A 22,129-nucleotide genomic window follows, 5' to 3' on the forward strand; every position below is an offset into this window, starting at 1 on the left:
ATGTCTCATTCGTGAACTACCGTCCCGCTAATGACTCAGAGAGCGCTCTCTGACAGCACTTAACTCACAATGACGACGAAACGCGCCGCCGACATCGGTCGGAGGGGCGCGCTGGAGGAAAGATGCGACCTCCCGTCCCACGCCGTACCCACCATCGACTCCTGGCCGCCGGTGCCGCCGCGGCCCTCGTCCTCGGCGGGCTGGCCGTCATCGCCGCCCCCGCCGCCCAGGCCGCGCCGGTCGGCGCCGGCAGCTACACCACCACCCCGGTCGGACCGCTCCCCAGCGGCTGCGGAAACCTCACCACCAACCCCCGGCAGTACGCCACCAGCTCCGCACCAGCCGGGCCGGTGCCGACCAACGACTGGTGGTCCTCCCTGCTGTGGAAGCGCCTCAACTGCACCTTCAGTGAGCCCCTGCACGCCCACCCGCTGGCCTACCAACCGGTCACCGACGGGCTCGGCTTCTCCGCGACCTCCACCCCCACCATCACCGGCACCGCCACCGGGGTCGGCGAGTTCAAGTACCCCTACGTCGAGGACCTCCGGGTCGGGGTGGCCGGGTTGGGCGCCCCGAACGTGCTGGTCGACGACTGGACGGACTGGACGGTCACCCCGTACTGGAGCGACGGGTCACGCACCCTGCGGGCCACCATCGGCCACGGCCTGCCCTTCACCTACTTCCGCAGCACCGGCGGAGACGCGGTGATCAACGTGACCGGCGGCAGCCCGACGGTCTGGTCCAACAGCGGCGCCACCATCGGCTTCACCGTGCGCGGCCACGACTACGTCGGGTACGCGCCGACCGGGGCCACCTGGACGGTCAGCGGCGGCCGGATCAGCTCCAACCTGGCCGGTCGGGGCTACTTCTCCCTGGCCCTGCTGCCGGCCGGCACGGACGCCACCACCCGGACCCAACTGGCCACCACCTACGGCCGGTACGCGCACGCGCACGTCACCGGCACCCGGGTGTCCTACAGCTACCAGCAGTCCAGCAGCCAGGTGGAGACCCGGTACGCCTTCACCACCACCCCCCGGGAGGGCACCGAGACCCGTACGGTCGTCAGCCTCTACCCGCACCAGTGGAAGGCGCTGACCGGGGCCACCCCGATCACCCAGACCTACCCCTCGGCCCGGGGCCGGATGAAGGTGCTGACCGGGGTCTCCGAGTTCCGCACCTCGATGCGCTTCCACGGGGTACTGCCGGAGGTGCCCGCCGTCGCCACCGGGGCCGGGGCCGACCTGACCACCCTGCGGCAACACCTGGCGGCCGTACGGAGCAACCCGATGGACCAGCGGGGTGGGGACACCTACTGGACCGGCAAGGGACTGGGCCGGGCGGCCCGGATCGCCGAGATCGCCGACCAGGTCGGCGACACCGAGACCCGTACGGCCGCGCTGAACGCCATCCGGGCCACCCTGACCGACTGGCTCACCGCCTCGCCCGGCGAGACCGAGCGGCTGTTCTACTACGACCAGCGCTGGGGCACCCTGATCGGCTACCCCGGCTCGTACGGCTCCGACCAGGAACTCAACGACCACCACTTCCACTACGGCTACTACATCGCCGCCGCCGCCACGCTGGCCAAGTTCGACCCGACCTGGGCCCGCCAGGACCAGTACGGCGGCATGATCGACCTGCTGATCCGGGACGCCAACAACTACGACCGCACCGACAGCCGCTTCCCGTACCTGCGGGACTTCGACATCTACGCCGGGCACGACTGGGCCTCCGGGCACGGGGCGTTCGCCAGCGGCAACAACCAGGAGTCCTCCTCGGAGGGGATGAACTTCGCCAACGCCCTGATCCAGTGGGGACAGGCCACCGGCAACACCGCCGTACGCGATGCCGGGATTTTCATCTACACCACCCAGGCGGCGGCCATCCACGAGTACTGGTTCGACGTCAGCGGCGAGAACTTCCCCGCCGCCTTCGGCCACAACAACGTCGGCATGGTCTGGGGAGACGGCGGGGCGTACGCCACCTGGTTCAGCGCCGAACCGGAGATGATCCAGGGCATCAACCTGCTGCCGATCACCGGCGGGCATCTCTACCTGGGCTACCACCCCGACGACAACGCCCAGAAGTACGCCGAACTGGTCCGCAACAACGGCGGTGAGCCGACCATCTGGCAGGACCTGCACTGGCAGCACCTGGCCCTGGGCGACCCGGACGCCGCCCTGGCCAAGCTGCGGGCCAACCCCGGCTACCCCCCGGAGGAGGGGGAGAGCCGGGCGCACACCTTCCACTGGATACGCAACCTGGCCGCCCTGGGCCGGGTGGACACCGGAGTCACCGCCAGCCATCCCCTGGCCGCCGTCTTCAACCGCAACGGCGCCCGGACCTACGTGGCCAGCAACATCTCCAACACTGAACTGACCGTACGGTTCTCCGACGGGACCCAACTGACCGTGGCACCGGGGCGGACCGCCACCAGCGGCGCACACACCTGGAGCGGCGGCAGCGCAGGTGGCGGCACACCCCCACCGACCCCGACCCCAACCCCGACGCGCACTCCGACTCCGACGCCTACCCCGACCCCCACCGGTCCCTCCAGCTCGCCGGTGCGGTACCTGCTGTCCGGCGGCGGCCTGGGCGCGGCGGGTAACGCCGGCACGACCACCGTTATCAGTGCCGGCGGCGCCAACTACGACGGCACCCCGCGCAACCCGCTGGTGTTCACCGCGACCGGGCTCAACCTCAACCACAACGGCGGGCAGACCGGGTTCGACCTCCTCCTGGACGCCGGTGCGGCGGTCGGCAACGGGGTGCAGACCCGCATCTCGTACGACCTGACCGGCGACGGAAGTTGGGACCGGGTGGAGACCTACCGCTACTTCGCCACCGACCCGGTCTCCGGTTGGGAGAACTACACCCAGGCCGCCGGGCTGCATTCCAGCACCGGTTCGCTGGGCAACCTGCGCGGCGGCACCGTACGGGTGGAGGTCTGGTCCGCCATCGGCACCAACCCCACCACCCTGGGGATCGGCAACCGCTCGCTGATCCGGCTGCCGTACAGCTGATCCCGGTGGCCCCGGTCCCACCTACTCCGCGCCGCCGGTCGTCTCCCGACCGGCGGCGCGGGCGCGTAGGTTGCAGAACATGACCCGTGATCCCATCGCCGACCTGCGTCGGATCGCCTTTCTGCTGGAGCGGGCGAACGAGGCCACCTACCGGGTCCGGGCCTTCCGGTCGGCGGCGAATGCCCTGGCCGCCCTGCCCACGCAGGAGGTGGCCCAGCGGGCCCGCACCGGCAAGCTCACCGAGCTGGCCGGGGTGGGAGACGTCACCGCCCGCTGTGTGGCCGAGTCCCTGGCCGGCGAGGAACCGGTCTACCTGCGGCGGCTGCTAGCCACCGAGGGCACCGACCTGGACGCCGAGGCCACCCGGCTGCGGGCCGCGCTGCGCGGCGACTGCCACACCCACTCCGACTGGTCCGACGGTGGCTCCCCGATCGAGGAGATGGCCCTGGCCGCGGTCGAACTGGGCCACGAGTACCTGGTGCTGACCGACCACTCCCCCCGACTCAAGGTGGCCCGGGGCCTGACTGCGGATCGGCTACGTCGACAGCTCGACCATGTGGCGCAACTCAACGAGGCGTTGCCGGAGGGATTCCGGATCCTCACCGGCATCGAGGTGGACATCCTGGCCGACGGCTCCCTGGATCAGGAGGAGGAACTGCTGGCCCGGCTGGATGTGGTGGTCGGCTCCGTACACAGTGGCCTCAGCGACGACCGGGCGAAGATGACCCGTCGGATGCTGACCGCGATCGCCAACCCCCACCTGGACATCCTCGGACACTGCACCGGCCGGATGGTCTCCTCCCGCCCGGCCGGGGTGACCGGCCCCGGGGATCGAGGGCACCGGGCCCGTACCCGCCCGGAGAGCGACTTCGACGCCGACGCGGTCTTCGCCGCCTGCGTCGAACACCGCACCGCCGTGGAAATCAACTCCCGCCCGGAGCGACAGGATCCGCCGAAGCGGCTGATCCGCCGCGCCCTGGAAGCCGGCTGCCTGTTCGCCATCGACACCGACGCACACGCCCCGGGCCAACTCGACTGGCAACGCTTCGGCTGTGAACGGGCAGCCCTCTGCGGAGTCCCCACCGACCGAGTCATCAACACCTGGACCGCCGACAACCTGATCACCTGGACCCATTGATCCACTCCGTATCGCCGTAATGGCGGTATCCGCAGCGCCGCGTCACCGCCATTACGCCGAAACGGCGCCGGCACCAGTCGCTGGTGGTCAGCGGGTCGCCAGCTCCGCGGCCGGGGTCGTCCCGGCGGCCACTGCGTCGGAAGGGCGCGCGACGGGTCGGCGGCGGCCGATCAGCCCCTGCGACACAGCCACCCCTAGCAACACGATCAGCGCACCGACCGGCTGATGCCAGGTGAGCCGCTCGCTGAGCACAAGCACACCGATCACGATGGCGAAGACCGGAATCAGGTAGGTCACCATGGCGGCCGTGGTGGCACCCACGATCCGGATGTTGCGCAGGTTGATGACGAAGGCCAGGCCGGTACCGATCGCGCCCAGCACCAGCACGGCGACGACCACACTCGGCGACAGACTGGTCGGTGCGGGCGGTGCGCCGGCCACCAGCGGCGCCACGATGGCGAGTTGGGCCGTGGCGAGCACCAACTGCGCGGCCGACAGCGACAACCCGGACAGCTTGCTGCCCGCGACGAACTTCTTCTGGTACGGAATAGCCAGGCCGTAGCAGGCCGCCGCCCCGAAACACATCAGCTGACCGACCAGGTGGGCGCCCCCGACGCCCTGCCAGACGCCGAGCACCACGAGCACACCGGCGAAGCCGAGCGCCAACCCGACGGCATTGCGGACGGTCAACCGCTCGGTACGGAACACCAGCACCGCCATCGGCAGCACCACGAGCGGAGTGGTGGCGTTCCAGATGCCGGCGAGCAACGACTCGATCCGCTGCTCGCCGTAGCCGAACAGGGTGAACGGCACAGCCACCCCGAGGGCGCCGATCACGGAGAGGTGGCCCCACACCCGCGGATCCCGGGGCAGTCGGTCCCGCAGCAGGGCGAGCACCACCAGCAGGGTCAGCGCACCGGCCCCGACCCGGTAGAGGGTGAGGTGCAGGGGGTGCAGTTCCGCCACGCCGACCTTGATGAACAGAAAGCTGGAACCCCAGATGGCGGCGAGGGCGACGAATCCGGGCAGCCAGCTCCGCAAGGCCGGCTTGTCAGGGGTGAAGTCCATGGTCACCCCTGACACTCTGCCCCGGAAACACGGCGTTGTCCTGGGCTTTTCGGCTGCCGTGTCGCGCGCCACAGAAACCACCTACATTGGTACTGCGTTGACCTGCCGAGGAGGTGTTTCCCCGATGGCGATGCCGATGCGCTTCGACCCACTCGTCGACCTCGACGGAATGTGGACGACCCAGCTCGCCGAGCGCTACCTCCCCCTGCCTGAGCTACCCGATGCACGCTACGAGTGCATCGACGGGAGGTTGGTCATGACGCCCGCCGAGGTCGGCACGAACAGCTACGGCGAGATCGAGCTCGCCCATCTTCTCAAGCCTGCTGCCAACGCCCACGGCTTCTACGTGTTCGGTCAGGTGAACCTGACCTTCTCGCCGCAACGGTGGATCCAGCCGGACGTCACCGTCCTGCATGCGCTGCCCAAGACCGACGAGGAGGATCGCTGGATTCCGGTTCACCTGTGCACCATGGCGGTCGAGTTCGTCTCGCCCGGCAGCCGTCGGCAGGACTTCGTCGACAAACCGATGCGCTGCGCTCAGGGGCGGGTGCCGTACTTCATGCGGGTGGAGATCTCCCGCCGACTGCGGCACGCTGCGGTGGAGTTGTTCACCCTCGGCAAGTTCGGCGGTTACGACACAGTGGCCAAGGCGGTCAGCGGCGACCGGCTGCGTGCCGACGAGCCGTTCCCGATCGACTTCGATCCGGCCGACCTGCTGCCCTGACCCTCGGCCGCCACGCCCGGTGGGCAAGGTCCGCGAAAGGCGGCAGCCTCCGCCCGGCCGTCTCGCGTAGGGTCGCGGGCGTGGGACGAATCGACGATATCGCCAACCGTTATGTTGCCGAGTGGGCCGCGCTGAGCCCGACCGGCGCCACCTACGTCGGCATCTCCGGCTACGACGACCGGTTGGATGACCTGTCGCCGGACGGGTACGCCGCTCAGGCCGACTTGACCCGCCGCACCCTGGCCGACCTGGACGCCACCGAGCCGGACACCGAGGGCGAGCGCATCGCCCGGGAGGCGATGCAGGAGCGGCTGGGTCTGGACCTGGCCCGTTACCAGGCCGGCGAGACGACCAGCGAGGTCAACGTCATCACCAGCGGGCTGCACCACACCCGAATGGTCTTCGACCTGATGCCCACCGCGGGTACGCAGGCGCAGGCCAACATCGCCGCCCGGTTGAACCACTTCGCCGGTGCGCTGGAGGGCTACAAGACGACTCTGCGTGAGGCGGCGGCGGCCGGCAAAATCAGCTCGCAGGCCCAGTTGATCGAGGTGGCCAAGCAGTGCGACGCCTGGGTGGATCCGGAGGGGGACAACGTCTTCCACGGGCTGGTCGAGCGCCTGGGCGCCGAGGGCACCCTCGACGCCGACCTGCGTCGGGGTGCGGCGGCGGCCACTGCGGCCACGGCGGAGTTCGGGCAGTTCCTGCGTACCGAGCTGGCTCCGCGAGGGCGGGAGAAGCAGGCCGCCGGGCGGGAGCGGTACGAGCTGGCCTCGCAGTACTTCCTCGGTGCCCGGATCGACCTCGACGAGACGTACGCCTGGGGGTTCTCCGAGCTGGCCCGCCTGGAGGCCGACATGCGGACGGTGGCCGGGCAGATCCTCACCCCCGGCGCCACCATCGAGGAGGCGGTCCGGGCGTTGGACGCCGATCCGGCCCGGACCATCGTGGGCAAGGAGGCCTTCCGGGACTGGATGCAGCAGCTCGCCGACCAGGCGATCAGCGATCTCAACGGCACCCACTTCGACATCCCCGAGCAGGTACGCCGCATCGAATGCATGATCGCGCCGACCAGTGACGGGGCCATCTACTACACCGGTCCCAGCGAGGATTTCAGCCGGCCGGGCCAGATGTGGTGGGCGGTGCCGCCGGGTGTCACGGACTTCTCCACCTGGCGTGAGGTGACCACGGTCTACCACGAGGGGGTACCCGGTCACCATCTCCAGGTCGGCCAGACCGCCGTGCGGGCCGGGCTGCTCAACCGCTGGCAGCGACTGCTCTGCTGGGTCTCCGGGCACGGTGAGGGCTGGGCCCTGTACGCCGAGCGGCTGATGGACGAGCTTGGCTACCTGGAGGATCCGGGTGACAAGCTCGGCATGTTGGACGGGCAGGCCTTCCGGGCGGCCCGGGTGATCGTCGACATCGGAATGCATCTGGAGTTGGAGATCCCGAAGGACAACCCCTTCGACTTCCACCCCGGGGAACGCTGGACCCCCGAGCTGGGCTGGGAGTTCCTGCGGGCGCACTGCCGGGTGCCGGACGAGCAGCTGCGCTTCGAGTTGAACCGCTACCTGGGCTGGCCGGGGCAGGCCCCCTCGTACAAGGTGGGTGAGCGGATCTGGCTGCAGGCCCGCGACGAGGCCAAGACCCGCAAGGGCGCGGACTTCGACCTGCGTGAGTTCCACCGGCAGGCCCTCGACCTGGGTGCCCTCGGGCTGGACCCGCTGCGCCGGGCGTTGGCCCGGTTCTGAGTCCAGACACGGTGAAGGGGTGGACCCGGGCGGGTCCACCCCTTCACCGTTGCCGTGCCCGGCGGGTCAGTGCCGCTCCGACTCGCCCTGGTTGCCGCGCTGAATCGGCACGGTGGGGTCGTCGGAACGCCAGTTGGTCGAGGCCGGCGGGATCTCGTCGGTCAGCGGACCCCCCTCGCGTACCGGCGGCTGGTCCACCCGGGTCGGGGGCGAGTCCGCCCGGTGGCGCCGGGTGGTCACGGCCGCCGGGGCGGGCCGCCGGGAGAGCAGCAGGGCGGCCACGATCAGCGCCAGACCCAGCACGACCAGGCCGAGCGGGGCCCAGACCCCCAGGATCGTCAGCTGACCCCGGCTGGACTTGGCCCGGTCGGCCGAGGCCGTGACGGTCTCCTCGTTGTAGAGGAAGTCCGCGTCCAGCAGGGTCACCGGGCTGCCCGCGTTCGGCATCAGGGTCTTCTTCTGCTGCTCCCGCACCTTGATGTAGGAGCCGGTCACCGGGTCGACCCAGACCGTACGGGTGTTGCTGTAGACGATGTCGCCGGAGGTGGCACCCGGGGCCAGGGCGCCCAGCAGCAGGGCGATCCGCTCGGCGGGCAGGGGCAGCTTCTCGTCGCTGATGACCTGCTCGTACCGGTAGGTCTCCAGGCCCTCGATCTCCTCGGTGCCCTTGAACTCGGCCATCCGGGTCTGCCGCAGGTCGCGGTCGAAGACCTCGTGGTTCTCCTGCTCCGCGTTGAACGGGAACTTGTAGACCTGCCCGGCGAAGGAGACCTTCTCCGGGGCGCCGCTGTCGTCGAGGAACTGGTCGTTCCACTCCACGGCCGCACCGGAGACCCGGTCCAGGGCCAGCTCCGCGCCGTACGCGCTGATCAGTTCCTTGGTGTCGGTCCGGTCGACGGTCTGCCCGACCCGCCACACCACGGTGTCACCGGCGAGGTCACCGCTGAGCGCGGCGGTCTTGTCGCGGTCCGGGGTGACCAGGATGGTGGACTTCAGGTCGGCCTGGTTGATGGCGACCGCGCCATTGGTGATCTGGAGGAAGGTCGCCCCCTTGGCCTCGGCGACCGAGGTGGAGGGCTCCAGGTCGTAGGGCAGTTTGGTCATCGCCGGTTTGACGACGAACACCAGTCCGGCGGCCAACGCCAGGAGCAGAACGCCCCCGCCGAACAGCACGGCACCCACGGCGCGGTGCTTCATGTTTCCTCCCCAGAGGAGCGAATTTCGTCGGTGTCAATCAGTGGGATGGCCGCGAGGTTACTACTTGGTCACATAGCAACGCGACCCCCGGTCAGCTCTGATTTCTGCACCGTGTCGGGCTGATGCTCGGTGCGGCGGCGCAACACCAGGACGAAATTCCAGGCCACCACCTCCCGGACACCGGGCACCCGGATCACCCAGCGCGCCCACCAGGGGTGATAGCGAGGTAACGCATCGACCATCTCGATCTCGCCGTTGCCCCGCGCCCAGCCCAGGGTTTCCGCGATCGACACCGGGAACAGGGTCTCCCGGAACCGGTTCTTCGGCGGCCGTCCGGTGCGGCGTTCGTACCGACGCCGGGCCCGGTCGCCGCCGAGGTAGTGCCAGGGGGCGGTCTCATGCCCGCCCCACGGCGAAAACCACGGGGTGTACGACACGAAGATCAACCCGCCGGGCCGGGTGACCCGGACCATCTCGTCGAGCATCCGGGGCGGTTCGGCGACATGTTCCACCACGTTGGAGGAGAAGGCCACGTCCACGCTGCCGGTGCGTACCGGCAGAGCCGTCCCGCTGCCCCGCAGCATCCCGGCCACAGACTCCCCGGCCGCGGAGAAGTCCCCCACGTCCGGGTCCAGCCCGACGTAGTAGGCCCCGGCCGCGCGGAAGGCCGCCGCGAAGTATCCCGGCCCACCGCCCACGTCCAGCACGGTCCGGCCGGCCAGCTCCGTGTAGCCCTCCACCTGGCGCACCGAGTCGTCGGCGAGCAGGCCGTAGAAGTGGTCCGGGTCGGTCTGCTCGACCAGGAAGGCCCGGAACAGGGTCACCGACCGGCGCAGGGTGGCGAAGCGACGCCGCGCCGCCCGCCGCGCCCGATCGTCAGTAGCCGTCACCGCGTCACCGTCCCGTCCTCACCATCGGCCCTGACCGCACCGTCAGTCCCGGCCTCACCATCAGTCCTGGCCTCGGGGGCCGTCGTCAGCTCGCCGGATGTGCCCGGCGTCACATCATGTGGGACTGGCAGGTCGGCCGGTACGCCGGGTGCGGGCATCACCGCCGCGACCACCGCACCGATCGCCACCAGCATCGCCGCCTGCACCCAGGAGCTGTAGGCCCACGCCTGTCCGTGACCCTGCACCCGGCCGGTCACCGAGATCACCGTGGCCGCCGTCAGCCCGCCCAGCACCACCACCGGCAGGGCCCGTACGGCCAGTTGCCGCAGCACCATCGCGGCCAGCACGATCGCCACCGGCAACACCCCGCCCAGGGCGGCGAGCAGCACCACCAGCAGGCCACCGATCAGCCAGGCGGGTGCCTCCGGGGGGATCACCCCCGCCGGGCCACCGTCCACCGCAGCCCGCGCCTCGGTGCCGACCGCCAGCCGGCGGCGCACCGGCCAGGCGGCCAGCAGCAGCACCCCCACGGCCGTCAGGGCACCGATCAGCAGGGCTCCCCGGTACGCCCGGTCCGGGGCGAAGATCAGCCTGACCTCACCTCCGGCACCGGCCGGCAGGACCCAGGCCTGCTGCCACCCGTCGACCCGGGTGGCGGTCAGCGGCGCACCGTCGAGGGTGGCCTGCCAGCCCGGGTTGGCGTTCTCCGGCACCACCAGCAGCGCCGACTCCCCACCGGCGACCCGGATCCGACGATCCGTCGGCGCCCAGTCCAGCACGGTCACGGCCCGATGCCGGGGCCCGTCGACTTCCGGCGAACCCGAGTCGTCGCCGGCAGGCGAGGTCGGGTCGAGCACCGGTTGCAGGCTCGCGGACTGGACCAGGAACCCCTTCGAGGGGGAGGTCGCCAGCCGGTGCCCACCGGCCGGCAGGTCCAGCACCGCGCCGCCCGCCCCGCAGATCCGCAGCGGCACCGGTCGACCCGCCAGCACGTCGCCGAACCGGGCGCTGACCGAGGTGGCGTAGCGCTGGCCGTCCAGCTCGACGGTCGGTCCGTCACCACACCGTTCTACCACCCGGGTCTCGGCGTCGATCGGCTTCAGCAGCTTCGCCAGGGCGGGGATCTCCACCTCGGCGATCCCGGCCGTGGCGGGCCAGCCGTTGCCCCGTTGGTCGGCGATCCGCAGTTCGGTCGAGCGCACCACGATCTCGATCCGGTCGGTGCGTACCGCCGGGAAGGTCACCGTCCCGTCGGGGCTGACCGGCACCACCACCTCCCGCCCGGGGGTGTGGATTTCCACCTCGTCGGGCAGGGAGCCGATCGGCAGTTGCGCGGCCCGTAGCCGCAGTTCGTCGATCCGGCGCGGGCCCGACCAGCTCAGCCGCAGGGTCGGGCGCAGGTCACCGGTGTCGGCCAGCCAGGCAGTACCGGGGTCGCCGTCGATAGCCGCGTACGGCGTCACGGCGGGGTCGCCGGCCAACCGGGAGGAGGCGCCGGCCGTCACGCCCACCCCGGAGAGCTTCAGCTCGCCGCCCGGACGGGGCATCGCCTGCAACGCCATCCGGTACGTGCCGGCGGCCGGGTTGCGGAAGATCCGGTCCACTCCCAGCGGTTCCTCACCGACCCGGGCCAGGAACCGGTCGCAGCGGATCACCGTGTCGGCGGCCCGCACCGGTGGCCTGCTCACCGACCCGACCGGGACGATCCGGTCCGCCTCCGCCGCCTCGGTCAGGTGGCACGCCGGGCGGTCGGCCGGGCCCCGGCTGAACACCCAGCTCAGAGGCGCGGCCGGATTCTGCGGCAGGTCCGTGGGGGTGCGCAGCACCCGCCGCGGCTCGGTGTCTGCGATGGTCAGCTCCCGGATGCCCACGGCACCGTCCAGGCGTCCCTCGGCCACCGCCAGCACGGTGACCCGCACCCGGCTGGTCGGGCCGGGCAGGGTGTAGTACGTGTGACCGCCCAGCACCGGGGCCACCTCGTGATCCACCGAACCCCGGTCGGTGGTGAGCCGGAACTTGGTCACCGGCCAGCCCACGGCCAGGTCGGTGACGAACTCCAGGCGTACGTTCTCCACCTGGCGGGGGGTGTCCAGGTCGACCTGGAGCCACTGCCCGATCGGCCCGCTCAGCGGCGCCGAGTGCCAGGCGGTGTGCGACTGGCCGTCGATGGCCGCGAAGGGCAGGCGGGAGGGGTCGGCGGGGCCCAGGGTGTCCACGAAACTCACCGCCGAGGAGGCGGACACCTCGCGTACCCCCTGGTAGGTCGCCGTGGTCTGATGCTGCTCACCGGCGAAGGGCAGCAGGTCCAGGGCGACCCGGCCCTGTCGTCCCTCCTCGTTAGCGGTCAAGGTCTGGGAGAGGTTGTTCCCTACCCGGCCGATGTCGCGTTCCCGGCGGCGCAGGCCGTCGGTGACGATCCAGGTGTCACCGGTCGCCTCCGGTGTCTGCTCCCGGTCACCGGCCAGCACCACCGGCCGGTCCCGTTCCACCACCCCCTGCTCCAGCAGGGGCAGCAGGGACTCCGGGCCCCCGCTGACGGTGGGCACGTCGGCGGTGAGCACCGCCGAGGCCACCGGCACCGGCGGGTCGACCTCGTACACCTCGATCGCCGGTAGGACCGGGGTGCCCTCGTCGACCGGGCTGTTGATCATCCGGGACAGGACCTCGGTGCTGCCGAAGGTGGCTACCCGGGTGATGCCGGGCGACTCGGCCAGGGCCCGACGCAGCACCGCCACCGGCGGGGCGTCCACCTGGGTCCGGTCCAGGTCGTTGCGCAGCAGCAGATGCCGGAATCCGGAGCGGGCCAGCAGGTCGGCCAGCCCGGCGGAGCCACGGCCGCTGGCCAGCACCTCCTCGACGGTGTCCATCATCCGGGTGTTACCGGCCGAGCCGAGCGGGATCTGGTGCCGGACCGCCCACGGCGCACCGGCCAGGGCCTGCAGGGGTTCGTCGACCGTACGCCCCCACTCGTACTGGCCGAACCCGGCGCCGGGCACCATCAGGGTGCGGGCCAGCGCGTCCCGATCGGCCAGCCAGGTGGCCGCGGACCGCCAGTGCGGGGGCAGGTCCGCCCAACCCGGGCCGGGACGCAGCTGCCCCAGCCAGGCCGGTGCGGCGGCCCCCAGCACGAGCAGCAGCACCGGTACGAACATCAGCGGGCGCAGCCGCAGACCGGGCCGGCGTCGGGCCGGCGAGTGATGCATCCGGGTGACCACCGCGTCGACGCCGTGGGCGAACCCGAGCATCAGCGGCAGCCGCAGCACCGGGTCCAGCTTGTGCACGTTGCGCAGCGGGGCCAGCGGCCCGTCCAGCAGCCCTCGGACCACCTCGGAGACCGGGCTGTCCAGGGCACCGACGTAACCGATGGTGAGCAGGGTCAGCCCGGTGAGGAAACCGGCCACCAGGAACCGGCGCTGCGGCAGCAGGTTGCCGGCCAGCCCGGCCAGCCCGATCAACGCGACCACCGCGGTGAGGGCCATCAACACCGGGTGGTCGATCAGCAGCCACCCGGCCGGCCACCACGGCTCGCCCTGCACGATGTACGCGACCCACTGGTTGGTGCCGCGTACCGCCTGGAACAGCGAGGCCACCGCCGTGGTGGTGGTAGAGGACTCGATGAAGTCCAGGAAGGGCAGGCTGTACTGGCCGAGCAGCAGCAGCGGCACGATCCACCACAGGCACACTCCGAGCACGCAGACGCACCACCAGGCGACCAGCCGCCGGTGTGCGGCGTCCCAGCGTCGGGTGAGCAGCCAGATACCGGGCAGCACCAGGGCCATCAGCACCACGGCCGCGTTGATCCCACCCATGCCGAGCACGGCCAGCGCGGACAGCGCGGCGGCCCGGCGGGGTGAACCGATCCGGCGTACGGCCACCAGCGGCAGCAGCACCCAGGGCAGCATCGCGGCGGAGAGGCTCTCCGAGGAGAGCGCGCCGATCTCGGTGAGAATACGGGGAGCCAGGGCGTAGCCGAGGGCCGCCGCGTACCGGGTCGGTTCGGTGCCGATGTTCATCACCCGGGCCAGGCGCAGCAGCCCGTAGAAGGCGGCGGCGAGCAGCAACGCCGTCCACAGTCGCTGGGTGATCCAGGGTGGCACCCCCAGCAGCTGACCGACGGCGAAGAACGGCCCCATCGGGAACAGGTAGCCGTACGCCTGGTTCTGCAGTTCCCCGGCGGTGGCCTCCGGGTTCCACAGGTGCAGGGCCCGGGCCATGAAGTGGATCGGGTTCGCGGCCAGGTCGATCTTGGTGTCGAAGGTGACCTGACCGGGCCGCTGCGCGAAGGCGATCGCGGTGAGCAGCAGCAGCGACAACACCGTGCCGGGCGAGCGGCGTAGCCGAGCCACCAGCCTGCTCACCGAGGGTGCCGGCAGCCGGCTCATCGGCGGCACTCCGGCGGCAGGCAGCTCAGGTCGGCCAGGGCGGAGAAGAAGATGCGGCGCATGCCGCTGGGCTGGGCGGTGACGAAGACCCGCCCGCCGGTGACCTTCGCGATCGCCTTCAACTCCTCGGGATCGATCTCTTCGCCCAGCCCGATGAAGATGATCGGCAGTGGGCGGCGGGGTTCCTGCATCCGCTTCAGTTCGGCCAGGAGGGCGGCCCGGCCGATGCTGTCGTCGTCCTCGTTGCGGCCGTCCGTCATCACCAGCACCAGGTTGATCCGCCCGGGAGTCCAGTGCCGCCGGGCCTCGCGGTACGCGGCCAGGGTGCTGTCGTACAGCCCGGTGCCGCCCTGGGGCTTGGCCCGGACGGTGTCCAGGGCCTCGGCCAACCGTTCGCGCTGGGCGCCCAGCGGCGCCACCGGCAGGATCTCCCGATGGTCCCGTTCACCGTCGAGCCTGGTGGCGAAGGCCCAGACACCCAGTTCGGTGTTGTCCAGCAACAGGGCCGCACCCGCCTCGGCGGCACGGACGGTCGCCTCGAGCCGGGTGCCCCCGCCGGGCACCTGGGCCGCCATCGAGCCGGAGACGTCCAGCAGGGTGAGGATCCGGGCACTGCGCTGCACCCCGCTCCAACCGGTCAGCACCTCGGTGACGGTCTCCTCGTCCGGCAGCGGCACCGGTCGACGTTCCTCCGCGGCCAGCCGGTCGTCGCTCGGCAGGGCCGGCGGGAAACCCGAGGCGGTCCGGAAGCCGTGCCCGAGGAGCATCTCCCGGGCGGTGCTGTTGAGCAGTTCGGCCAGGAACCCGGCCGCGGCGTCCCGCGCCCGCCCCTCGGCGGAGGGCAGCACCACGTACGGCAGGTCGAGCCAGGGAACGGCGATCTCCGGGTACGCGGCGACCAGCTTCTTGCCGGAGGTGGTCAACGCGTTGTGTTCGAGCACCGCCTGCTCAGTGGCGGCGACCATGTCCACCCCGCCCGGCAGGTCCCGGCCGGGATTCAGGAAACTGGTCTGCTCGGCGGGGCTGAAGGTGTCGGTGGCCAGGCGCCGCAGGGTGGCCGTCCAAGTCGCCGCCGAGTCGCCGTTCTCGTCGGCCAGCATCCGTACCCCCAGCAGGGCGCCGACCCCGGCGGGGTCGGCCGCCGGGTCGGGCAGCCCGACCGTACGCTCGGCACCGAGCAGGGATTTCCAGGTCAGCGGCTTGGCCGGCCAGCCGGAACGACCGGCCACCCGGTCGGTCACCGCCAGCACCACCGGGGTGCTGGCCACCGAGGTGCCTGCGGCGGGAACCTCGAAGGCACCGGCGGCCCGGGCCCGCCGCAGCCAGAAGGTCGACTCCGGCAGCCAGGCGTCGGCCACCTCGCCACCCTCGGCTAGTTCCCGGATCACCTCCGCCGAGGGCCGCACCTGCACCTCGACGGAGACGCACGGCTGGTTGCCGGTGTTGGCCCGGGCCACCCGGTCCAGCGCGGGCGCGATCACCGGGGCGGCGGCCACCCGCAGCCGTACCTGTTCGACGCAGGTCGGCGTGCCCCGGTCGGCGCGCACGTACGCCACCGCCGCCCAGCCGGCCAGCAGCACCGCCAGGGCGGCACTGAGCAGCACCACCGGGGAGCGGTGGGACAGGGCGCGCGTGGGCGCGCGACGGTCGGCCTCCACCGCCGCCTCACCTCCTCGTCACCCCTGCGGACGACACGCCATCGCAGGTCACAGGCGTCGCGACGGGTTCACCGCACCGGGCAGGCGAGCATCGCACGCTGTTGCGCTGCAAACCTTGCCAAGGTTTGTCCGCCTCGGCAAACCCCTGATCGACGAACCGACATCGGACCCCACCCTGCCGGATCTGCCCATTGCGCACCCGGGCCGCACCGCCCTAGGGTGGCGCGATCGTGCTCACTTACTCGTCGGTAGGAGCAGCGTGGACCACTCCGACACCCCCTCCCGCCACGTTCTGTTCCTCAACTGGCGCGACACCACCAACCCCGAAGGCGGCGGCTCCGAGGTCTACATCGAACGCATCGCCGCCGAACTGGTCACCGCCGGTCACCGGGTGACTCTGCTCTGTGCCGCGCACGACCAGGCGGGACCGGCCGAGACCACCGACACCGGGGTACGGGTGCTGCGCCGCGGCTCCCGGATGACGGTCTACCTGCGGGCGGCGCTGATCTGTCTGGTCGGCCGGTTCGGCTTCGGCCCGCTGGGCCGCCGTGGTCTCGGTCGACCGGATCTGGTCGTGGACGTCTGCAACGGGGTGCCCTTCTTCGCCCCCCTCTATGCCGGTCGGCCGGTCATCGCCCTGGTGCACCACGTGCACCGGGAACAGTGGCCGGTGGTGTTCGGCCCCTGGATGAGTCGGCTGGGCTGGTGGATCGAATCGTGGCTGGCGGTCCGCCTCTACCGCCGTTGCCGGTACGTCACCGTCTCCGAGGCCAGCCGGGCCGAGCTGACCGACCTGGGGGTGGACGCCGACCGGATCGACGTGGTGCCCAACGGCACCCCCGCGGTGACCGGCCCTGCCCTGCCGCGTACCCCGCACCCCTCGCTGCTGGTGCTGGGCCGACTGGTGCCGCACAAGCGGGTGGAGATCGCCCTGCGGGCGGTCGCCGAACTGGTCGACGAACTGCCCGGCCTGGAACTGGTGGTGGCCGGGCAGGGCTGGTGGGAGGGACCCCTGCGCGAGTTGTCCGAGTCCCTGGGCATCACCGACCGGGTCCGGTTCACCGGCTTCGTCAGCGAGGAGGAGAAGCACGCCCTGCTCTGCTCGGCCTGGCTGGCCCTGACCCCCTCACTCAAGGAGGGCTGGGGACTGACCATCGTGGAGGCCGCCGCGTGCAGCACCCCTACAGTGGCCTTCCGCTACGCCGGTGGGGTGGCCGAGGCGATGGTCGACACGGAGACCGGACTGCTCGTCGACAGCGAGCAGGAGTTCACCGCCGTGGTCCGGGAACTGCTGGCCGACGACGTACGCCGCAAGGCGATGGGTGAGGCCGCGCTGACCCACGCGGCCCAGTTCACCTGGACCGCCACCGGCACCCGCTTCGCCCAACTGGTCGCCCAGGCCACCGCCGGAGACGACCGCGCGGGCCACGACCGGAAGACGACCGCCCGGGTCACCGCCGGAAGCTGACCCGCCGATCAGGACCGTCCGGCGGCCGGACGTAGACACGCGAAGAAGACGCCCGCATCATGCAGGCGCCTTCGCCTCGTTCGAGGTCAGCGCGTGCCGTACAGCGGGGCCTCGGTCTGCTCACTCACCTTGGAGTTCGCGGCCTCCTTGGCGGACGGGCTGAGCACGTTCGCCAGACCGACGCTGCCCAGCATGCCGAGCACCACACCGAGTACCCCGACGGCCACGAACGCGGGCAGGTTCCTCATCCACCTTCTCCTTCCGCGGGACTCGCGTGCCGGGACGCTACCACGCGGTAGCACCGTCGCGCAGCGGCCGAAAAACCGATGGCCAGCACCGCCGTTCCGGCCAACAGGTGCGCCAGGCCTACCGGTCCCGGGCGGGCGGGGGTGGGCGGGGGTCGCCACTGCGGGTTCTCGTACAGGGTCAGGTCCTCGCCCGCGTACACCCGGTGCAGCCCGGCCAGGGTCGCCGGGTCCACCGGCGGGCCGGCCGCCCGTTGCACCAGCACCCACCGGGAGCCGGCCGCCGCCACCGGCTGGTTCGCGTCCAGCAGCTGCCGAATCCCGGCGGCGCGGGGGTCCTCACCGGCCACCGCCGTGCCGTCCACCCGCAAGGTGTCGTCGATCGCCACCGGCACCCCCAGATACCGGGGCGCCGGATCGATCACCACCTGCCCCCGGTTCCAGGGGTAGCTCTGATACTCCTGGAACGGCAGCGACACCACCTCACCCGGCCGCTGCTCCACCAGCCGGGCGACGGTCGCCCAGTCCGCCGGCCAGGCCACCGGACGCAGCCGACCCGCCCCACCGAAGGCCAGATCGGGCAGGACCGCCACCGGCAGCAACGCCGCCCCGACCAGCAACACCCGCCCGGTCGCCAGGTCGAACCGGGCAGTCAGCAGGTCCGCCAGCCGCTCCGCCCCCAACGCCACCGCGATCGCCAACAGCAGGGCGTACGGCATGAGCAGCTTCTGCCCGTCGCGCAGCAACCCCGCCCCCGGCAGATGAGCCACCGACCAGCCGAGCAGCGCCGCCGCACCGGGCAGCACCCCGAGCGCGGCCGCCAGCCACGACCCGACCGCCAGCAGGCCCAGCCGACCGACCCCCCGCCCCGCCCAGCGACGCCGCAGCAGCGGTACCCCGACAGCGGCCACCACCAGCAGCAGCCCGGTCGCCAACGGCACCAGCAGCCCGGCCCGCGAGGCAGGGGTGGCCTGGGCGTTCCAGATGCCACCGGTGCCGGCCAGCGCCACCAGTGGACCGGCCCAGTTCTCCGCCCGGGCGGCGAAGGCGGCCACCCCGGCCGGGTCGGAGCGGCCGTCACCGGCGCTGGTGAACCCGGCCACCAGCCAGGGCGCGTTCAGCAGCAGGCTCACCCCCACCCCGACCGACACCGCGCGGGCCGCACCCGGGTACCGCCCGAGAGTCAGGACGACGACGACCACCAGGGCCAGCAGGCCACCGGTAGGGGTGATGGCGGAGACCGCCACCGCCAGCAGCAGCCGGCTCAGCGCCCCCCGCTCACCGGCCCGCACCCCGAAGGCCGCGCGCACCAGCCACGGCAGGGCGGCGTACGCGACCAGCAGTCCCCACTGACCGATCAGCAGCCGCTCGGCCAGGTACGGCGTCCAGGCGTACCCGAGGGCGGCCACCACCCGCACGGCGGTCCGTCCGGTCGGCACCAGCCGGGCGGCCCCCAGGGCGGCGAAGTAGACGATCGCCACCAGCACCAGGCGTTGCAGCAGCCACCCCGGAACCAGTTGGTTGGCCAAGGCCACCACGGCGTCCTGCGGAACCGCCCGGGGCAGGGCGGTGGCCGGGGCGATCAGCTCCCAGCTCAGGGTCTGCCTGGGCACGAAGACCATGTCGTACCGCAGCAGGTAGCCGGGCAGGGCCAACGGTGCCAGCACGACGGCCGTCACCGCGGCGGCCACCAGATGCGGCAGCCAGGACCGACGGCCGACCGCCGCATCGGCGCCGCCCTCGGGCACCGAGCCGCTCCGTTCCCGCATCCGTCGACCTCACCTAGCCGGTACGCGGCGAGGTGGCCGCGTCGGTGGCGGCCACTGTAACCGCCCCGCCAGGCACCCGGCGCCGCCGGTTGCACCAGCCGTTGACCTGATAGGGGACCCGGTGAGCGGTATGGCAGTCTTCCCGCCATGGCATCGGCGGGGGACAGCGTGACAACGGCACCGAGTAGGACGGGCGGCTGGCTGCGCAGCGACCGGATCGGCACGGCGGCACTGGTCATGATCGCGATCAGTGTGTTGTGGCGCGCCCAGGTGGCCGCCCGTGGCTTCCTGGCCGCCGACGACTACGTGCTGATCACCCAGGCGGCGGAGTCCCGGCTGACGGTCACCCATCTGCTGGAGCTCTACAACAACCACCTCATGCCCGGCGGACGGCTGCTCATCTGGCTGGTCACCGAGTACGTGGGCCTGGCCTACTGGCCGTACGTGCTGCTCATGTCGATCGGCCAGGCGATTCTGGGGATCACCTTCTTCCGGCTGCTGCGCCGGATGCTGCGGCCCTCCGCCCTGCTACTCCTGCCGCTCGGCCTGCTGCTGTTCAGCCCGCTGACCCTGGAGGCGAGCACCTGGTGGGCCGTCGGGGTCAACATGCTGCCGATGCAGATCGCCATGGTGCTGGCGGTCGGCGCACAGGTCGGCTACGTGCAGACCGGACGCCGACGGCACCTGGTGACCCTGGCCCTGTCCGTACTGCTCGGCCTCTTCTTCTTCGAGAAGTCGATCCTGATCGTGCCGTTGGTCTTCCTGCTGACGGTCGCCTGCTACGCCGACGGCGGCCCGGTACGCGCCGTCTGGACCACCATCCGCCGGTGGTGGCCCTCCTGGCTGGTGCTGACCGTGCTGTCCCTGGGCTTCGCGGCGGCCTACCTGACCCGCTCGGAGTCCTCGCTGCGTCGCCCGGAATCGGTCGGGGAGGTGTTCTCCTTCCTGACCCAGATGTTCGGGTCCACGGTGATTCCCGGCCTGGTCGGCGGCCCGTGGCAGTGGCTGGGAGCCGGTGACGGCGCCCCCGTCGCCGCACCGCCCCAACTGGGGACCTGGGTGGGTTGGACCATCGTCGCCGCCGTGGTCGCGGCGACCGTACGCCAGCGCCGCCGGGCCGGGCGGGCCTGGCTGCTGCTCGCGGCCTACCTGGCCATGGTGGCGGGCATGCTGGCCGCGACCCGGCTCGGCTCGGCCTTCAGCGGGGTGGCCGGTGGGGTGCCCCGGTACGTCAGCGACGTCGTAGTGGTGGCGGCGATCTGCCTGGGGGTGGCCGTGGTCGGGCTGGCCCGAACCACCAGCACCACCGTGCCCCCGGCACCGGCCGACCCGCCCGAGCCGGGACTACTCGGCCCGGTACCGGAGCGTTACCGGGAGTCGGTGACGGTCGCCCTCGTGCTCGTCCTGGTCGCGGTCGGCCTGGGCACGGTCTGGACCACCGCCCGGTACGGCGACGAGTGGGAGGCGAAGTCCGGCCGGTCGTACATCGACACCGTGCGGATCGAGATGGCCAGCGCACCGCCGGACACGGTCTTCTTCGACGCCCCGGTGCCGGACAACGTCGTTCCCCGCCTCTCCTCGCCGTACAACCTCCAGTCCCGGTTCTTCCGGGCCTTCGGCACCCGGCCCACCTTCGTGGACGAGACCGACAACGCCTCGGTCCTCGACGCCCTGGGCCGCATCCAGGTGGCCACGATCGTGGGCAGCACCATCCAGCCCGGCCCTCAGGAGGGATGCGGCTACCTGGTCAGCACCGGCAAGACCGTACGGATGCCGCTGAACGAGCCGCGTTTCCACTGGCACTGGGTGGTCCGCATCGGCTACCTCAGCTCGGCGGACGGCACCGCCACCCTGCGGCTCGGTGACGGGGAAGCCCAGTTCCCGGTCCGCAAGGGCCTGAACCAGCGCTTCTTCCGCATCACCGGCGGTGGCGACACGGTGGAACTGACCGTGACCAGCGGCGAGGTGTCGCTCTGCACCAACGAGATCGCCATCGGCGACCCGGCTCCCCGCCCCGAGTGAGGGTCACCGGCCGGGTCACTCCGGGCGGAACAGCACCGAGTTGACGTACCGGGGCCGGGGCCAGAGGACCCGGCGGGCGAAGCTCTGCCCGACCCGTACGATCGCCTCTCGCTGGTGCCCGCCGAGGTCGAAGTCGGCCAGCGGCACCCACTCGCGGCCCGGCAGCACGTAGCCGCGGTAGCCCCAGCCGGTCAGCAGCTCCAGCAGCGGCTCGACCGGCTGGATCCGTTCCTCCACCTCGATCAGCAGCACCGGACGGTCCCGCTTGACGGTCTCCGCCGCGCCGCGCAGGGCGGGCAGCTCGTGACCCTCGATGTCAATCTTGATGAACCGCACCTCGGTCAGGCCCAGCGAGTCCAGGGTGATCCGGCGGACCGGCACCGGGGCGCCCTGGGTCGGATCCTCCAGCGAGGAGGTGCCGACGATAGCGCCCCCTTCGGGCAGGTACAGGGTGGCCGTGCCCTCGTGGTCGGAGACCGCCGCCTCGACCACCTCCACCCGGGGGAAGGCCGTACGCAACTGGCCGGCCAGTGCGGTCGTCGGTTCCACCGCGACCACCCGCGCCGCCCGCCGCAGCAACCGGGCGGTCCACGGGCCGTACCAGGCGCCGACGTCCACCGCCGTGCCGCCGACAGGAACGAACTCGGCCAACCGGGCCAGTTCCGGCTCCACCCGTGGATAGACCCGACGGATCGCCGCCCCGAGCAGCCGCTCGGGGAGCATGGCCGCCAGGCCGGAGGTCGCTGCGGGGGCCAGCTTCGTCGACGCCATGGAGCAGCACACTAGACCTTCGC

The 22,129-nt window shown here is 71.7% G+C and carries 14 protein-coding genes; 6 read left to right on the forward strand and 8 right to left on the reverse strand.

Annotation, left to right across the window (positions count from 1 at the left end):
- Positions 1 to 122: 122 nt before the first annotated feature.
- Positions 123 to 3,023 carry a glycosyl hydrolase gene (locus ACGFIK_RS26425; protein ID WP_327023683.1) on the forward strand — a complete coding sequence of 967 codons (2,901 nt, stop codon included), beginning with the start codon at positions 123 to 125 and terminating at the stop codon, positions 3,021 to 3,023.
- A gap of 79 nt (positions 3,024 to 3,102) precedes the next feature.
- The gene (locus ACGFIK_RS26430) at positions 3,103 to 4,161 is read left to right on the forward strand and encodes a PHP domain-containing protein (protein WP_327023682.1); all 1,059 of its coding nucleotides are present in this window, start codon (positions 3,103 to 3,105) and stop codon (positions 4,159 to 4,161) included.
- 87 nt (positions 4,162 to 4,248) lie between these two features.
- On the opposite strand, the gene ACGFIK_RS26435 is transcribed toward ACGFIK_RS26430, so the two are convergent.
- Entirely contained in the window at positions 4,249 to 5,229 is a 981-nt protein-coding gene (locus tag ACGFIK_RS26435) for a DMT family transporter (protein WP_327023681.1), read from the reverse strand.
- Between the two features lie 124 nt (positions 5,230 to 5,353).
- Between ACGFIK_RS26435 and ACGFIK_RS26440 the strand changes: the two genes are divergently transcribed.
- Together ACGFIK_RS26440 and ACGFIK_RS26445 are read left to right on the forward strand one after the other, a co-directional pair.
- Entirely contained in the window at positions 5,354 to 5,953 is a 600-nt protein-coding gene (locus ACGFIK_RS26440) for a Uma2 family endonuclease (protein WP_327023680.1), read from the forward strand.
- A gap of 80 nt (positions 5,954 to 6,033) precedes the next feature.
- Positions 6,034 to 7,704 carry a DUF885 domain-containing protein gene (locus ACGFIK_RS26445; protein WP_327023679.1) on the forward strand — a complete coding sequence of 557 codons (1,671 nt, stop codon included), beginning with the start codon at positions 6,034 to 6,036 and terminating at the stop codon, positions 7,702 to 7,704.
- A gap of 66 nt (positions 7,705 to 7,770) precedes the next feature.
- Here ACGFIK_RS26445 and ACGFIK_RS26450 read toward each other — a convergent pair whose 3' ends face one another.
- The 4 genes from ACGFIK_RS26450 to ACGFIK_RS26465 all read right to left on the reverse strand — a co-directional run bounded on the left by ACGFIK_RS26450 (position 7,771) and on the right by ACGFIK_RS26465 (position 15,831).
- Entirely contained in the window at positions 7,771 to 8,901 is a 1,131-nt protein-coding gene (locus tag ACGFIK_RS26450) for a DUF3068 domain-containing protein (RefSeq protein ID WP_327023678.1), read from the reverse strand.
- Positions 8,902 to 8,969: 68 nt separating this feature from the next.
- Positions 8,970 to 9,791, reverse strand: a complete 822-nt coding sequence (locus tag ACGFIK_RS26455; RefSeq protein ID WP_393341932.1) for a class I SAM-dependent methyltransferase — start codon at positions 9,789 to 9,791, stop codon at positions 8,970 to 8,972.
- Positions 9,788 to 14,173 carry an alpha-(1->3)-arabinofuranosyltransferase family protein gene (locus tag ACGFIK_RS26460; protein WP_393341935.1) on the reverse strand — a complete coding sequence of 1,462 codons (4,386 nt, stop codon included), beginning with the start codon at positions 14,171 to 14,173 and terminating at the stop codon, positions 9,788 to 9,790. Before ACGFIK_RS26460 ends, ACGFIK_RS26455 begins: the two co-directional genes overlap by 4 nt.
- Complete coding sequence (locus ACGFIK_RS26465; protein WP_393341938.1) at positions 14,170 to 15,831, reverse strand: substrate-binding and VWA domain-containing protein; 1,662 nt, start codon at positions 15,829 to 15,831, stop codon at positions 14,170 to 14,172. The genes ACGFIK_RS26460 and ACGFIK_RS26465 overlap by 4 nt, the downstream gene beginning before the upstream one ends.
- A 259-nt stretch (positions 15,832 to 16,090) precedes the next feature.
- Here ACGFIK_RS26465 and ACGFIK_RS26470 point away from each other — a divergent pair, with 259 nt between their 5' ends.
- Positions 16,091 to 17,299 (forward strand): glycosyltransferase family 4 protein, encoded by a 1,209-nt coding sequence (locus tag ACGFIK_RS26470; protein WP_393341941.1) that lies wholly within the window; start codon positions 16,091 to 16,093, stop codon positions 17,297 to 17,299.
- An 86-nt stretch (positions 17,300 to 17,385) separates the two neighbouring features.
- Here ACGFIK_RS26470 and ACGFIK_RS26475 read toward each other — a convergent pair whose 3' ends face one another.
- Both ACGFIK_RS26475 and ACGFIK_RS26480 read right to left on the reverse strand, forming a co-directional pair.
- A complete protein-coding gene (locus ACGFIK_RS26475) occupies positions 17,386 to 17,547 on the reverse strand; it encodes a hypothetical protein (RefSeq protein ID WP_013736401.1) in 162 nt (53 codons plus the stop codon).
- A complete protein-coding gene (locus ACGFIK_RS26480) occupies positions 17,544 to 19,313 on the reverse strand; it encodes a hypothetical protein (RefSeq protein WP_327023673.1) in 1,770 nt (589 codons plus the stop codon). Before ACGFIK_RS26480 ends, ACGFIK_RS26475 begins: the two co-directional genes overlap by 4 nt.
- A gap of 147 nt (positions 19,314 to 19,460) precedes the next feature.
- On the opposite strand from ACGFIK_RS26480, the gene ACGFIK_RS26485 reads away from it, so the two are divergent.
- A complete protein-coding gene (locus ACGFIK_RS26485) occupies positions 19,461 to 21,335 on the forward strand; it encodes a hypothetical protein (RefSeq protein WP_327023672.1) in 1,875 nt (624 codons plus the stop codon).
- A 15-nt stretch (positions 21,336 to 21,350) separates the two neighbouring features.
- Here ACGFIK_RS26485 and ACGFIK_RS26490 read toward each other — a convergent pair whose 3' ends face one another.
- Positions 21,351 to 22,106 carry an FkbM family methyltransferase gene (locus ACGFIK_RS26490; protein ID WP_327023671.1) on the reverse strand — a complete coding sequence of 252 codons (756 nt, stop codon included), beginning with the start codon at positions 22,104 to 22,106 and terminating at the stop codon, positions 21,351 to 21,353.
- Positions 22,107 to 22,129 lie beyond the last annotated feature (23 nt).

It is taken from the genome of Micromonospora sp. NPDC048871 (assembly GCF_043198155.1).
Taxonomy (GTDB): Bacteria; Actinomycetota; Actinomycetes; order Mycobacteriales; family Micromonosporaceae; genus Micromonospora.